Annotated in this window: 15 protein-coding genes; 11 read left to right on the forward strand and 4 right to left on the reverse strand. The window is 62.7% G+C overall.

Annotated elements, in window-relative coordinates:
* Positions 1-8: 8 nt before the first annotated feature.
* Both rfbB and rfbD read left to right on the forward strand, forming a co-directional pair.
* Positions 9-1,079, forward strand: a complete 1,071-nt coding sequence (gene rfbB / locus M1D43_RS21620; protein WP_010975751.1) for a dTDP-glucose 4,6-dehydratase — start codon at positions 9-11, stop codon at positions 1,077-1,079.
* Positions 1,076-1,978: a dTDP-4-dehydrorhamnose reductase gene (rfbD, locus tag M1D43_RS21625; RefSeq protein WP_014527183.1), complete on the forward strand. Its 903-nt coding sequence runs from the start codon at positions 1,076-1,078 to the stop codon at positions 1,976-1,978. Before rfbB ends, rfbD begins: the two co-directional genes overlap by 4 nt.
* A gap of 45 nt (positions 1,979-2,023) precedes the next feature.
* Here the strand turns inward: rfbD and M1D43_RS21630 are convergent, their stop codons facing one another.
* Both M1D43_RS21630 and M1D43_RS21635 read right to left on the reverse strand, forming a co-directional pair.
* Positions 2,024-2,842, reverse strand: a complete 819-nt coding sequence (locus tag M1D43_RS21630; protein ID WP_014527182.1) for an SIR2 family NAD-dependent protein deacylase — start codon at positions 2,840-2,842, stop codon at positions 2,024-2,026.
* Positions 2,843-2,901: 59 nt separating this feature from the next.
* Positions 2,902-3,045, reverse strand: coding sequence for a hypothetical protein (locus tag M1D43_RS21635; protein ID WP_127672122.1), 144 nt, complete (start codon positions 3,043-3,045; stop codon positions 2,902-2,904).
* Positions 3,046-3,287: 242 nt separating this feature from the next.
* Here M1D43_RS21635 and M1D43_RS21640 point away from each other — a divergent pair, with 242 nt between their 5' ends.
* The 5 genes from M1D43_RS21640 to M1D43_RS21660 all read left to right on the forward strand — a co-directional run bounded on the left by M1D43_RS21640 (position 3,288) and on the right by M1D43_RS21660 (position 6,131).
* Positions 3,288-3,497: a CsbD family protein gene (locus tag M1D43_RS21640; protein WP_003528984.1), complete on the forward strand. Its 210-nt coding sequence runs from the start codon at positions 3,288-3,290 to the stop codon at positions 3,495-3,497.
* 218 nt (positions 3,498-3,715) lie between these two features.
* On the forward strand, positions 3,716-4,003 hold the full coding sequence (locus M1D43_RS21645) for a DUF2934 domain-containing protein (RefSeq protein WP_014527181.1): 288 nt from the start codon (positions 3,716-3,718) through the stop codon (positions 4,001-4,003).
* Positions 4,004-4,322: 319 nt separating this feature from the next.
* A complete protein-coding gene (locus tag M1D43_RS21650) occupies positions 4,323-4,820 on the forward strand; it encodes a BON domain-containing protein (protein ID WP_010975756.1) in 498 nt (165 codons plus the stop codon).
* 54 nt (positions 4,821-4,874) lie between these two features.
* A complete protein-coding gene (locus tag M1D43_RS21655) occupies positions 4,875-5,234 on the forward strand; it encodes a hypothetical protein (protein WP_013850672.1) in 360 nt (119 codons plus the stop codon).
* 147 nt (positions 5,235-5,381) lie between these two features.
* Complete coding sequence (locus tag M1D43_RS21660) at positions 5,382-6,131, forward strand: DUF1236 domain-containing protein (RefSeq protein ID WP_014527180.1); 750 nt, start codon at positions 5,382-5,384, stop codon at positions 6,129-6,131.
* A gap of 94 nt (positions 6,132-6,225) precedes the next feature.
* Here M1D43_RS21660 and M1D43_RS21665 read toward each other — a convergent pair whose 3' ends face one another.
* Entirely contained in the window at positions 6,226-7,305 is a 1,080-nt protein-coding gene (locus tag M1D43_RS21665; RefSeq protein WP_014527179.1) for an AI-2E family transporter, read from the reverse strand.
* A 311-nt stretch (positions 7,306-7,616) separates the two neighbouring features.
* Between M1D43_RS21665 and M1D43_RS21670 the strand changes: the two genes are divergently transcribed.
* The 4 genes from M1D43_RS21670 to M1D43_RS21685 all read left to right on the forward strand — a co-directional run bounded on the left by M1D43_RS21670 (position 7,617) and on the right by M1D43_RS21685 (position 12,585).
* Positions 7,617-8,501 (forward strand): helix-turn-helix domain-containing protein, encoded by an 885-nt coding sequence (locus tag M1D43_RS21670; RefSeq protein WP_013850669.1) that lies wholly within the window; start codon positions 7,617-7,619, stop codon positions 8,499-8,501.
* Positions 8,502-8,627: 126 nt separating this feature from the next.
* Positions 8,628-9,290 (forward strand): 2Fe-2S iron-sulfur cluster-binding protein, encoded by a 663-nt coding sequence (locus M1D43_RS21675; protein WP_127603624.1) that lies wholly within the window; start codon positions 8,628-8,630, stop codon positions 9,288-9,290.
* Positions 9,291-9,293: 3 nt separating this feature from the next.
* Positions 9,294-10,280, forward strand: a complete 987-nt coding sequence (locus M1D43_RS21680; RefSeq protein ID WP_014527177.1) for an FAD binding domain-containing protein — start codon at positions 9,294-9,296, stop codon at positions 10,278-10,280.
* A gap of 22 nt (positions 10,281-10,302) precedes the next feature.
* A complete protein-coding gene (locus tag M1D43_RS21685) occupies positions 10,303-12,585 on the forward strand; it encodes a xanthine dehydrogenase family protein molybdopterin-binding subunit (protein ID WP_014527176.1) in 2,283 nt (760 codons plus the stop codon).
* A gap of 29 nt (positions 12,586-12,614) precedes the next feature.
* On the opposite strand, the gene M1D43_RS21690 is transcribed toward M1D43_RS21685, so the two are convergent.
* Positions 12,615-13,463, reverse strand: a complete 849-nt coding sequence (locus tag M1D43_RS21690; RefSeq protein ID WP_014527175.1) for a phytanoyl-CoA dioxygenase family protein — start codon at positions 13,461-13,463, stop codon at positions 12,615-12,617.
* Positions 13,464-13,479: the final 16 nt, after the last annotated feature.

Here is a 13,479-nt window from a genome sequence, read left to right on the forward strand (position 1 = left end):
GAGAAACCATGCGAGTTTTGGTAACGGGTGGCGCGGGTTTCATTGGATCGGCGGTTTGCCGGCACCTGATCCGAAACGGGGCCGAGCGCGTCGTCAATGTCGACAAGCTGACCTATGCCGGCAGCCTTGCGTCGTTACGTGCGGTGGAAAGCGATCCGCACTATGCTTTCTACCGGGCCGATATCCGCGACGAACAGGTTCTGCTCCAGATCATGCGCCGGGAGCGGATCGATGCGATCATGCATCTTGCTGCCGAGAGCCATGTCGACCGCTCGATCGAGAGCCCCGACCCATTTATGGAGACCAATGTCCTCGGCACGGTGCGGTTGCTTAACGCCGCACTGGCCTACTGGTCGGGGCTCGGCACCGAGGAGCGGGGGCGCTTCCGGTTTCACCATGTCTCGACCGACGAAGTTTTCGGCGACCTTCCGTTCAACCGCGGGATTTTTTCCGAGGAGACTCGCTACGCACCCTCGTCCCCTTACGCGGCTTCTAAAGCAGCGGCGGATCACTTCGCTCGTGCGTGGTACCACACCTATGGTCTTCCGGTGGTGGTCTCGAACTGCTCCAACAATTACGGCCCGTTCCATTTTCCCGAGAAGCTGATCCCCCTGACGATCATCAATGCCATAGAGGAGAAGCCGTTGCCGCTCTACGGCTCGGGAGCGAATGTCCGCGATTGGCTCCATGTCGCCGATCATGCGACTGCGCTGGAACTGGTCGTCAGCCGGGGCAGGCCAGGGGAGAGCTACAATATCGGCGCCCGTGCCGAGCGCAACAATCTGTCGGTCATGGAATGCATCTGCGATCTGCTCGACGTCCGGTTGCCGCGAAAGGGCGGTGACAGCTATCGGGACCTCATCACTCTTGTCCCCGACCGGCCCGGCCACGACCGCCGCTATGCGATCGATCCCTCGAAGGCCGAGCGTGAGCTTGGCTGGAGGCCGAAGCGGAGCTTCGAGGGCGGGTTGAGCGAGACTGTCGACTGGTTTCTCGCAAACAGGTGGTGGTGGGAGCCGATCCGGCGCGAGCGCTATTCCGGCGCCCGCATCGGCGGGCAGCATCGGAGCGTTGCGTGAGAATTGCCGTGACCGGCTGCGAGGGCCAATTGGCCCTCGGCCTCGTGGAACGGTCTCATAGGCGGTCGGGAATGGAGGTCGTTACGATCGGGCGGCCGCACCTCGATCTCACAGAGCCGGCAACGATCCTGCCGGCGATCGAGCGATGCCGGCCGGACCTCGTCGTCTCGGCGGCAGCTTACACGGCCGTCGACCAGGCCGAAAGCGAGCCGGAGGCGGCTTTCGCGGTCAACGCGTTCGGGGCTGGCGCGGTCGCTGAGGCGGCCGCCTGCCTCGAAGTGCCCATCGTCCATATTTCGACGGATTATGTCTTCGACGGGAGCAAACCGGGGAGCTATGCAGAGGGCGACACACCGGCTCCGCTTAGCGTCTACGGCGCTTCCAAGCTTGCCGGAGAAAGCGCGGTTGCCGAGGCAACTCCCCGCCATCTCATCCTGCGCACGGGCTGGGTCTACAGCCCCTTCGGGAAGAATTTCGTCAAGACCGTCCTGCGGCTCGCAGAGGAGCGCGAAGATATCGCCGTCGTTGCGGATCAACGGGGAAATCCGTCATCGGCGATCGACCTTGCGGACGCGATCCTCGATATTTCCGCGCGGCTCACGAAATCCCGTCAGGACGCCGCTTTTGGCCTCTACCACCTCGCTGGCTCGGGCGTCGTAAGCCGGGCCGATTTCGCGCGGCATGCTCTTGCGGCGAGCCGTGCCGCAGGCGGTCCCTGGGCGCATGTTCGGGACATCGCGACGGGTGGGTTTCCGACACCTGCAAGCCGCCCTGCAAACTCGTCGCTGTCGAGCGCCAAATTCAACGCGACCTTCGGCCAGGCCATGCCTGCCTGGCAGGGTTCCGTGGAGCGAACCGTGAGGCGGCTTGTCGAGAGCATTTCGAGTGAAACCAGTTAGAGCGGGACGCGGACGGAAAGCCGCGCGCACTTTCCTCATCCCGCCCTAGCCGGCGAGTTCGGCGCGAAGACCTTGGATGAAAGCGAGAAGCGCCTGCTGCGGATCCGCGCCTTCGCCGGCGAGAACGGTTACGCCCCAGTTTCTGAGCACCGCTTCCTGCACGGGATTCGGCCGGTACATGAAGACGTAGGAAGGAGGCCGGTCCTTTTCGTGTCCGGATCTCCGCCAGGTGCTCCAGATGCGGTGGAGAAGCAGGCGGATGTTCAGGTCCGACATGCTGTAGCCGATGAACAGCACGGTCGCCTCGAGTGCGTCGCTGCGAAAGCGGACGTCCAGCGGAGAGTCGAAGGACAGCCGGTTGAAATAGTCGGTTTCGGTCAGGATGAGCGTGTCTTCATCGTCGAAGTCGCCGTGATACTTGATGATTCGCGTGACGCCTGCGGGCGCGGAGGCGATGTCGCGCACGTGGCTGATCTTTGCATAGCGCTTGCCGTAGACCTCGTAGGCGATTTCCAGATTGCTGTCGTAGTTGGTCGTGTAGATCACCGGAAAGTCGAGCTCGACGATCAACCGATGCAGTTCCGAACGTTCGATGCGCTCCGGCGAGACGCGCCAGTTTTGCCGCATCCATTCGCACAGCGAGGTGATGTCCCCGTGTTGCAGGCGATAGCATTCGGCGATCGTCTGATAGGAGATGTCGGGATCGTGCATGACGGAATCGTCCAGGCGCAGCTCGCTCAGAATGTGATCGACCAGCGTTTTCCACGACGGCAATCCGACGCTCATCGACACGCCAGCCCCGACAAACAGGACCGCGTGCCGGCGCTCCAGCGCCGAAACGATCTCCTTGGTGTGTTTCTTCATGGTCGCTCCTGTTCGGAGCGCTCAACACACGAGGCGGGTAGATGTTCCCTTCTGCGCCTTTACTGTCTGGCTGCCGCCTTCTGGGCGTCGGCACGGGCGGGCGGATCGGGCGCAGCCCATTCCACGGCCGCGATGGCGGAGCCGAGCAGGAGGGCGGGCAGAGCGAGCGCTGCGAAAAACCGAAGCACGTGACGGCGACGCATGCGCTTCTTATCCTGATCGTAAACCATCTTCCGCCCCGCCCTGGATAGATTGGAAACAGCCCTCGTGCGATAGAAGCAGAGAAGCCCCTCAAGGTCGAGTTCCCTGGGTAACACAACTTTGTGTCTGTAACGTCACGTCCGACGGCCGGCTTCCCGGAAAAGCACGATCGCCGCCGGCTCGATGAACCAAATGCGTTCTCATGAGTTCCAACTTCAATGCAATTGAACCAGGAGGACTACTCATGGACTGGAATCGCGTGGAAGGTAACTGGAAGCAGGTCAAAGGGAAGGTCAAGGAGCAGTGGGGCAAGCTCACCGACGATGACCTGGACCAGATCTCCGGCAGCCGCGAGCAGCTCGAAGGAAAGATCCAGGAGCGTTACGGAATCGAGAAGGACCGTGTAAGGCGCGACATAGACGATTGGTACGGCCGCCAGACCTGGAATTGGTGATCAGCGAAACGCCGATCGAGACCCGCCTCGCGGGCCTCGATCGATCGATTTTCCGCCCAGCGATTGCTCCCCTTGATGGAAGGCGAAGATATTTGCCCGACAAACAGCGGATAGTCGATCTTGGCTTCCGCCGCCGGAGCTATGCGCCTATGCTCGCGACTGGAGTCCGAAGCCGGTAGGCCGGCACTAACCTGCGTTTCGCTCAGGAGGCCCAGCCCATGACCACCGAGAATGAACGGGACAACCGCATTCGTACACGCGCCTATGAGCTGTGGGAAAATGACGGAAGACGTGACGGAGACCATGAGCGGTACTGGCACGAAGCCGCTCGGCAAATCGACGCGGGGGGTCATTCCGGTCTTGCCTCGGACCTGCAGCCCGGTGGGACGCAGCCCGGGGGCGGACCCGCCAGGGGCGTCGGGAGCATCGGAAACGAAGGGCCCGAGAAGGCCAAGGCTCCGCCCCGCGGCGCAGGCCCGCGGCGGGGTACGGCGAAGAAGCTATAGAGAAGAGCAGGCTTCGGCGCATCCGGGGAATGAGGCCGGGCCCTAAGCCTGTCTGCCCCGGACGGCCCTGCATCGGCGCCTGCTGCCACGTAACCCAATCAGATCGAGTTTCAGCTCTCCTTCGCAATGGTTGTCCAGGTCGACCGTGCCATCATGGTCGACCCTGCCGTGGCGTCTGACCTTTGGCCGGGGCGGAACAACCGGAACCGGGTTTGGTTACCCAGTGATCGCACCCGCCCTTGGGTCCTATTACCGCAAACCGGATTGAACAAAAGCCAGCCGGTTTTGTTTGACCTCTGCAGAATGAAAGGAGATCGCAATGAAAGTGCCCCGTAAGGAAAAGGCGCTCTCGCGCGACGAGGACTATCGCGACTATGAGGAGCGCGATCTTCGCGAAGGATGGCCCTACTCGGACGGTAGCGGCAGTACCTCGCGCAGCCCCGAAAACAGAAGCTATGGCGCTACCGGCGCGAATTTCGATGAGGACCGCGGAAAGGGCTTCATCGTGGATGAGGCCGGCGCGGACGGTCTTGAGGAAAATCCCGCGGACAATGGTCGTCCTCTGCCGCCGGACCGCATCGACAGCGACGAACTCGAAGCGGTGATCACGGATCTGCTTGGCCAAAGCGATGAAGCCGAGGCAAACAGCATCGACGTGCGCGCCGATAGAGGCGTCGTGACCCTGGAGGGTGCTGTCGAAACCTTGGCGATGGCGCGCCGGCTCGCGGCAGCTGTGGAGGCAGTGCCCGGGGTCCTGGAGGTTCGCAACAATCTTCAAACCCTTGGCGTCGATTCGCACATCCCCGACGACGGGTAGCGAGGACGCCTTTGCGGTTGCGGCGCCGCCGCCGGGACATCGATGGAGGGTCCAATGTCAGTGTTCGAGGTATTGGTCGAGCAGGAAGTGGCCGAAGAACTCGGCGTCGCCGTGGTCATGTTGACCCGGGAGGACAGCCGTGGTCTCCCCCGCAAAGGGATTATGCTCACGCACGAACTCGTCGACGACGCGTTCGAAGGTGACCGTGAACGTGCGGCTGAAGCGGCACGATCCGGCGTGATCGACCATGAGGCGATGCGCCGGATCGAAGGTCCGGACAGGCTGGTTTATCACCCGCGAGGCGCAGCCGATCCTGCCGCATGGACGCTTGCCGCATTCAGCCGCGACGATTTGGGACTGTTCGAAGGACCGGTCCGTTCCGGTGGGGCCGGGGCGGGCGGCATCCAGGTTTAGATTACTTCCAACTGTGTAGCGGTTTTCCGTCCTAGAGCGTTTCAGTGAAAACTGAAACGCTCTACTCTGCACAGGCGGGTTGCCAGGGAACAATCCTGTCAATCCGCAGTTGGCTACCTGAAGGGACGTTCGAATGGAGAACATCCGATGAAGGGTATCCTTATCAAGAGTGCGCTCGCTTTAAGTCTCGGGGTTGCGTCCACCCCGGTCTTTGCGCAGACGGAACAGCCGGCACAGGGCCAGTCCACCGAATGCCCGGCGGGCACGGAATGTCCGCAAGGCGGCGCGCAACAGGATCAGCAGCCTGATGCTCAAGGGGGTGCGACACAGCAGGGGCAGACGGGCCAGGACCAGCAGCAGCCGGCAGATCAGCAACAGCCCTCCGATCAGCAGCAACCGGCGGATCAAGGTACCGGCCAGCAGCAGGATCAGCAAGATCAAGAGAAGCAGCCTGACCAGCAGCAGGACCAGCAAGGCGAAACCGGGACGCAGCAGGATCAAGGCGGCTCGCAAACCCAGGAGAAGGGGACCGAGCAGCAGGACTCCGAGCAGCAGCCCGCGCAGGGCGAAACCGAGCAGCCCGCTGAAGGCGAGTCCCAGTCGACCGAGCAGGGTCAGACCTCCGGTTCTTCCGGAAATGTCGACGTGACGGTAGAGCAGAAAACCGAAATCACGCAGGTCATCAAGGAAGAAAACGTCGAGCCAATCGACGTCGACTTCGATGTATCCGTCGGAGTGGCAGTGCCGGAGACCGTCAAGGTCAAGCTGAGGCCGCTGCCGACCCGCATCGTGAAGATCGTCCCAAGATACGAAGGCTACCTGTTCTTCGTCCTCGCCGATGGCAGGATCGTCATCGTGGAACCGTCGTCGCTGGAGATCGTGGTGATCCTCGCCTGACTGCTTGCCTCATGAAAGGGGCCGCCTGGTTCTCCAGGCGGACCTTTTTTTGTCCGGCGGTCGTGTGCTGTGGGCTTCGATTTATCCGCAGCGCTCAGGCCTCGGGATTCGAATTATGCCGGCGCCAGATATCCAGGAGCAGCAGCGTTACCGTGAAGGCTACCGGACCGATCACCAGCCCCGCCGACCCGAATACGATTATCCCTCCGATCATGCTCATGAAGGCCGTCAGCGTGTGGAGCTTCAGGCGGTCTCCCACGAAAATGGGGTAGAGAAGATTGTCGATGGTCGCAACCACTCCGGCACCCCAGGCGACGAGTATGAGCGCCTTTCCCCACTCGCCCCCCAAGGCCAGCGACAGCGCGGCCGGAAGCCAGACGATAAAGGCGCCGAGCACCGGCACCACGGCGAGCAAGCCCATGGCGAGACCCCAGACCACAGGCGCCGGCAGACCGAGCAACCAGAAAATCAGGCCGCCCATCGCGCCCTGTACGGCAGCAACGGCCACCGTGCCGAAGACGACGGCCTGCACCGTTTCGTTTACCCGCGTGAACAGCCGGTTCATCTCCTGCGAGCTGAGAGGGGAATATTCCTTCAGCGCGCCCAGTGCTTGCTGGCCGTCGCGCAGGAAATAGAACAGAAAATAGAATGTCAGGATGGCGTCGACGATCTGGGCAACGGAACCACGTACGAATGAGGCGCTGAAGTTGGTCAGCCAACTGGTCGCACTACCAGCGATTCCGGCAAGATCAAGCTGCGTTTCGATCCAGACGACGACCGGCGCAAGGCGTGGATAATTGGCGAGCGCATCGCGCCAGGTGCCCGACCTCACCGCTTCCTCGACGATCTGTGCCCCTTTGGCAGCTTCGTTCACCAATCGTTCCGCCATGAAGGTGAGCGGAACAGCCACGACGAAGGCGGCGATCGCCACGGTCGCCGCGGCCGCGGCTTCCGGGTAGCGGAGCCGTTTTTCGATCCGACGATGCAGCGGCCGGAACATCACAGTGAGCACGAGCGCCCATGTGAGCGCGGGGAGGAAGGGCACGGCGAGGAAATAGCAGACGACCAATCCCACGACGAGAGCGACAAGGATTGCCAATGTTCGCGAACGCCGCGGCGTCAGTAGGCGGTCTGGAGCATGCTTTTCCTCACCTACGGAAACACTCTTCGTCATCGCGTTTTCTTCGCCCGTTTGCGGCAGTTTGGGTCCAGTGGGACGGACTTGTCAAAAGATAACGCATCTCAACCGAAAGACGTTGCGACAGCCTGATGTAAACGGTCGCATCATGCGAGGAATTGCCCCGGCAGTGCCCGTTGGTCTTGGCTGGTGGGAGCCACTACACGACACTTTGAACATGGTTTGATAGCGCAATCGGCGTGGATGCTGGACAGTTCGTGCGGGCGAGAAAGTGGGACCCTTGGGGCATGGCGATGGCGCATGGGCGCCGGCGCGTTTTTGGTTCGGTGGAACACAGGAAGATAGATATGTCTTTCAGGCCGCTTTTCGGTAGTGGGCGAATTCGGACTGCCGGAGAGCAGCCGGCGCAGCCCACGACAGCTTCTTGGCCCGGTTCCTCGGTCGTTTTTGATCGTCGGCGGTGGACATGCCGGGAAGCCGAACTTCGCTGGACGGCGCCGCATCACGTACTCGTTCTGACGGAGGAAGGCGCCACATCGCAGACCTCCATCCGATCCGATGGGAAGATGGTTTATGAGGGGCGGGACCGATCCGGTGCGATAACGTTCGTGCCCGCGGGGGTGGAACGCCTCGGTGCCTATCGCGACGTCGATCTTACCTATTCCGCCCTGTGGATCGATCCCCGGTCTATCTCTCCCGCCAGTGAACACCTGAAGGATTTACCGGTGCTGATAAACAAGAGCGACACTGTGATCAGCGCGCTGTTGAAATCGCTGAGTAGCGAGATATCCAACGGCCATATCCCCGATTCGGCCTATGTGGATCATCTGATTGCACTCGTCACTTTGCGGATACGTGGCTTCGCTGATGAGCCCGTCCCGGCTCCCCGCCATGGCTCCCTTGGCAGCCGCGTCGTCAAACGGGTCCGTGATTATGTCGACGCACATTTGGATGGCGACATTTCCCTCGGCGATTTGGCCGATGTCGCCGGTGTTGCCTCGGATTCTTTTGCGCGTCGCTTCAAAGTCACGACTGGCTTCGCGCCTTACGCCTATGTGCTCGAGGAACGCATCCGGCGCTCGGAGGCGCTCCTGTGCGAGACCGACACTACGCTGAGCGCGATCGCATTGGCCTGCGGCTTCTCGAGCCAGAGCCACTTCACCACGACATTCAAGCGCCTGCGAGGCGTCACCCCGCACGCTTATCGGTCAAAAGTTATTCCGGAATCCTGATAATCCCGCCGATTTCCTGGAAGAAACGGCAGGCGCGGGCGGCCATGTTGCGTCGTGTCGATGCGCGCTGCTCGGTGTGTTCCAGGCGGCGTGCAGCCACCTCGCAGTCGAATCCGGAGATGACTCATGGACGAAACGCAAAAGGACATTGGACCGACGCGAAGAGCGGTGCTCGAGGGCGGTGCAGCCACGACGCTGCTCCTCATCGCCGGCCTGCCTGTCGGGCGTGCCGCTGCAACCGGTGCTGCCGTTGCCGCACCGCCGGAAACCCCGACGCCCACGCTGCCGGTGCTGCTCAACATCAATTCCAATAACATCGCCGTGGAACTGGATCCGCGGACCACGCTGCTCGACACCTTGCGCAACCATCTCGTTCTCACCGGTTCGAAAAAGGGTTGCGACCATGGTCAATGCGGAGCCTGCACCGTTCTGGTGAACGGACGCCGGATCAATGCCTGTCTGACGCTCGCCGCGATGCATGAAGGGGATGAGATCACCACGATCGAGGGGCTTGCAGGTGAGGACGAACTTCACCCGATGCAAGCGGCATTTATCGAACACGACGGCTTTCAGTGCGGCTATTGCACACCCGGACAGATTTGCTCCGCAGTCGGAATGCTGCGGGAGGTCAGGGAAGGTTGGCCAAGCCACGCAAGCGCGGATGTTGCGGCCGCTCCGACCAATCTCACCGAGGCCGAAATCCGCGAGCGCATGAGCGGCAATATCTGCCGTTGCGCCGCTTACCCCAACATCGTAGCCGCCATTCGCGATGCGGCAGAGAGGCCATGAAGCATGCAACCCTTCTCCTATCAGCGGGCAGACACAGTGGAAACGGCCGTTGCGGCTGTGGCGGGCAGGCCGGCGGCACGTTTCATCGCAGGAGGCACCAATCTCCTGGACCTGATGAAGCTGGGCATCGAGCGGCCGGAGCATCTCGTCGACATCGGCCGTTTGGGACTTGACCGCATCGAGCCGACCGAGGAGGGCGGATTGCATATCGGCGCTCAGGTCCGCAATAGCGATCTCGCCGCCGATCCGATAGTCAGGTCCCGCTACCCGGCTCTGTCTCAGGCGCTGCTGGCGGGCGCCTCCGGCCAGATACGAAACAAGGCTTCGACAGGCGGCAACCTTCTCCAACGCACGCGATGCCCCTACTTCTACAACCGCAACATGCCTTGCAACAAGCGAGAACCGGGCGCCGGTTGCGCCGCGCTCAGGGGCTTCAACCGGATGCATGCGGTCATCGGAACGAGCCAGGCGTGCATTGCCGTGCATCCCTCAGACATGGCGGTCGCGATGGCGGTGCTCGACGCGAACGTCGAGACGGTCTCTCCGGGAGGTGAAACGCGTTCGATCCCGATCGGAGATCTCTACCGGCTGCCCGGCACGACGCCCCACCAGGAGACCGTGCTTGCCCACGGGGAAATGATCACGGGCGTTACTCTGCCGCCACCACCCGCGGGCCGGCAGGCATATCGCAAGGTGCGCGACCGTGCCTCCTACGCGTTCGCCCTCGTTTCCGTTGCAGCAATCATCGAGGTTTCCGGCAATCGGGTGCGAACCGCTCGTGTCGCCTTGGGCGGCGTCGCGCCGAAACCCTGGCGGGCACTGGAAACCGAGAGCAGGCTCGCGGGCGCGGCACTATCGGACAATGTGCTGACGGACGCGGCGGAGGCCGCCCTGGCGGGAGCCGTCGGACATGGCGGCAACGACTTCAAGATTCCCTTGGGCAAGCGGACGGTGCGTTACACGCTCTCTTCCGCGGCCGAACAAGCGTGACCCGAGCAGACTGGTGGAAACAATGACAGATAAGGCGCAGCGAGATACCACAAGCGGCGGCAGCCTCATAGGCAGACCCGTCGACCGCGTCGATGGACCGGTCAAGGTTACCGGTACCGCTACCTATGCCTACGAAGTCGCGGAGGGCCCGCCTTCGGCTTTCGGTTTTGTGCTGGGTGCGGGCATCGCCAAAGGCCGCATTCTGGAAATCGAAACCGGCCTAGCCGAACGAACGCCGGGCGTCCTTCACGTGATGACGCATCTGAATGCACCGCCCCAACCGGAATTCGGTCCGGCCGTTACGCCGGCCGTGCGCGAGGTTTTCACCCGTGCGCGGCCCGTGCTTCGCGACGGCCGCATTCGCCACTATGACGAGCCGATCGCACTTGTGGTCGGCGAGACCTTCGAGGCCGCACGCGCCGCCGCGGCCCTCATCCAGGTTCGCTACGAAGAAGCAGCCGGCGACTTCGGCCTCGAAGAGCGCCGCGGAGCGGCCTACGCACCGCAGCGGACCAATGCAGGCTTCGATACGGATAGCGCAGTGGGCGATTTCGATGCGGCCTTTGCCGAGGCGGCGGTACGGATCGACATGACCTACCGTACGCCCTACCAGCACCACAATCCGATGGAGCCGCATGCGACATTGGCGATCTGGCAGGGTGACGACGTGACCATCCATACTTCGGCGCAGACCCTCTCGAACTTTCGAGCCGGCCTCGCTGCTACGCTCGGCATTCCGCTCGAGCGCGTGCGCGTGATCAGCCGTTACATCGGTGGTGGTTTCGGCTCCAAACTCATCGTGCATGCCGATTCGGTGCTCGCAGCTCTGGCCGCGCGCATTCTCGGAAGACCCGTCAAGGTCGCCCTAACGCGCCAGCAAATGTTCGCCAATGCCGGGCACCGTGCGGAAATGCTCCAGAACGTTCGATTGGGCGCGAGCGCCGACGGAAAACTGCTGGCTCTCGGACACGATGTCTGGTCGGCAACCTCTCGAGTTGAGGAATTCTGCGAGCAGACGGCGGTCTTCGCCCGTTCGCTCTATGCCGCACCCAGTCGCCTGACCCGCCACCGGCTCGTTCCAGTCGACCTCAACAGAGGCGAGTGGATGCGGTCTCCGGGCGAGGCGCCGGGCATGCTCGCGCTGGAATGCGCCATGGACGAGTTGGCCGAGCGGCTGGGTCTTGACCCGATCGAGCTCAGGATCCGCAACGAGCCCGATCTCGATCCCGAGCGCGGGGTGCCGTTTTCGACGCGTAACATCGTGACATGCATGCAGGAGGGGGCGCGGCGCTTCAGTTGGGAGCGGCGCAGGTCGGAACCGGGCAGCCTGCGCGAAGGCCGTAAGCTGGTTGGCTTCGGCATGGCCGCTGCGATCCGGCCAAACTACATCGGAGCGGCGGCGGCCTCGGTTCGGATCGACGCGGAGGGACGAGTGACCGCTCGCCTCGACATGACCGATATCGGTACGGGGACCTACACCATCCTGACGCAGATTGCCGCCGATGCCCTGGGCGTTCCGCTTGCGGCAATCACGATCGAGCTTGGGGATAGCCGCTATCCCTTGACGGCAGGCTCCGGCGGTTCCTGGGGAGCGGCAAGTGCCGGGACGGCCCTCTTGCGTGCGTGCGAAGCGCTGAAACGGAAGATCGTGAACGCGGTGCGCACGCAACCGGGTACACCGGCCCAGAATTCCGGGACTGACGACGTCACGATAGCCGCTGGAGCGGTCCGCTTCGGCGAACGGACGGAAGCGTTGGCGGAATTTATGCGGCGTGTCGCACCCCAAGGGCTCGACGCTACGGGTTCGGTCGAGGCCGGTGCGAGCACCGAGAGCTACCGCGCATTCTCGCAGCATTCCTATGGCGCGCATTTCGCCGAGGTCAGCGTCGACTGCGACACGGGAGAGATCCGTGCGAGGCGCTTGCTCGCCGTGATCGGCGCAGGCCGTATTCTCAATGCGAAAACGGCGCGTTCACAGATTCTCGGAGGTATGACCTGGGGTCTCGGCGCAGCATTGATGGAGGAATCCGTCCTTGACCGCCGCTACGGATGTTTCGTCAATCATGACCTTGCCGAGTACCACGTTCCAGTCAATAGCGACGTTCCAGACCTCGATGTGGTGTTCATCGAGGAGAACGATGACAAGGCCAACCCTTTCGGCGCGAAGGGTCTCGGAGAGCTCGGCGTTTGCGGTGCCGGCGCGGCGATCGCCAACGCGGTCTATAACGCCACCGGGGTAAGGGTTCGCGAGTTCCCGCTGACCCTGGACAAAGTCCTGCCGGGCTTGGCGACGGTTGCGCTTTGAATTCCGGCGAAAGCGGGCTGCGGACCCTTTCAGGTCGGTGTCGAGCCCATCACCAGACCTTCGATATCGTGTTTCTGCGTGACGGGGATCAGCTCATCGACAACCCTGCAGACGAGGTGCTGCTTCACCAGAACGGGCAGGGCATCAAAGTAATCCTGAGTCACCATCATGTCGTGCAGTTCGGCGTGGCCCGCGCCGGGCGCGTCGACGCCGAGGACCATGACCGGGCGGGCGATCGGCGACGCATGTTCCGTACCCCGGTGGATCGTGAGCGCCGAGCGGCATGAAACATCGCCCAGCTTCGGATACTTGCGCGTCGCGAGCTCCTGAAACGCGGGCCACCTCTCCTTGGGCGGGAACATTTCATGCTTCCACTCCCTGCCGTCGAACCACTGGGTGCCGGGCGCGATCTCGAACGGCCCCATATCCTCCGTCACGTCCACGCCGGTGAGGTTGAAGGCAAGCGAGGTGATGCGGCGCTCGACGTAGGTTTCGGGCGGCGAGGGGAAGTCGCGATGCCAGGGCTGGTACTTCGCCCCCTGAAACGGCACGTCGAAGCCGATCTCGACGATCTGGTAGTCGGGACCGAGCACTGCCTCGCACATGCCGGCCACCCACGGATGGGTGACGAGGTCGACGAAGCCGGAAAAATCCTGCGGATGGATCTCGACGTACCAGCGGCGCGGCCCACGGCCGACGGCGCCACCCGGCCGCTGAATCGCCGACCAGAAAGCCGTCATCATGTCCTCACGCATCGCTTCTGCCCATTCGCGCGAGAAGGCGCTCTTCAGTCCGGTGATGCCCTCCCGTTGCAAGGCTTCGACGGACGCGCTGAAATCGTAGCCCGACCGGGTTTCCTGTGTTGCTGTCGTAGTCATCACATCTCCTCTCGCT

This window comes from Ensifer sp. R1-3, from assembly GCF_056739175.1.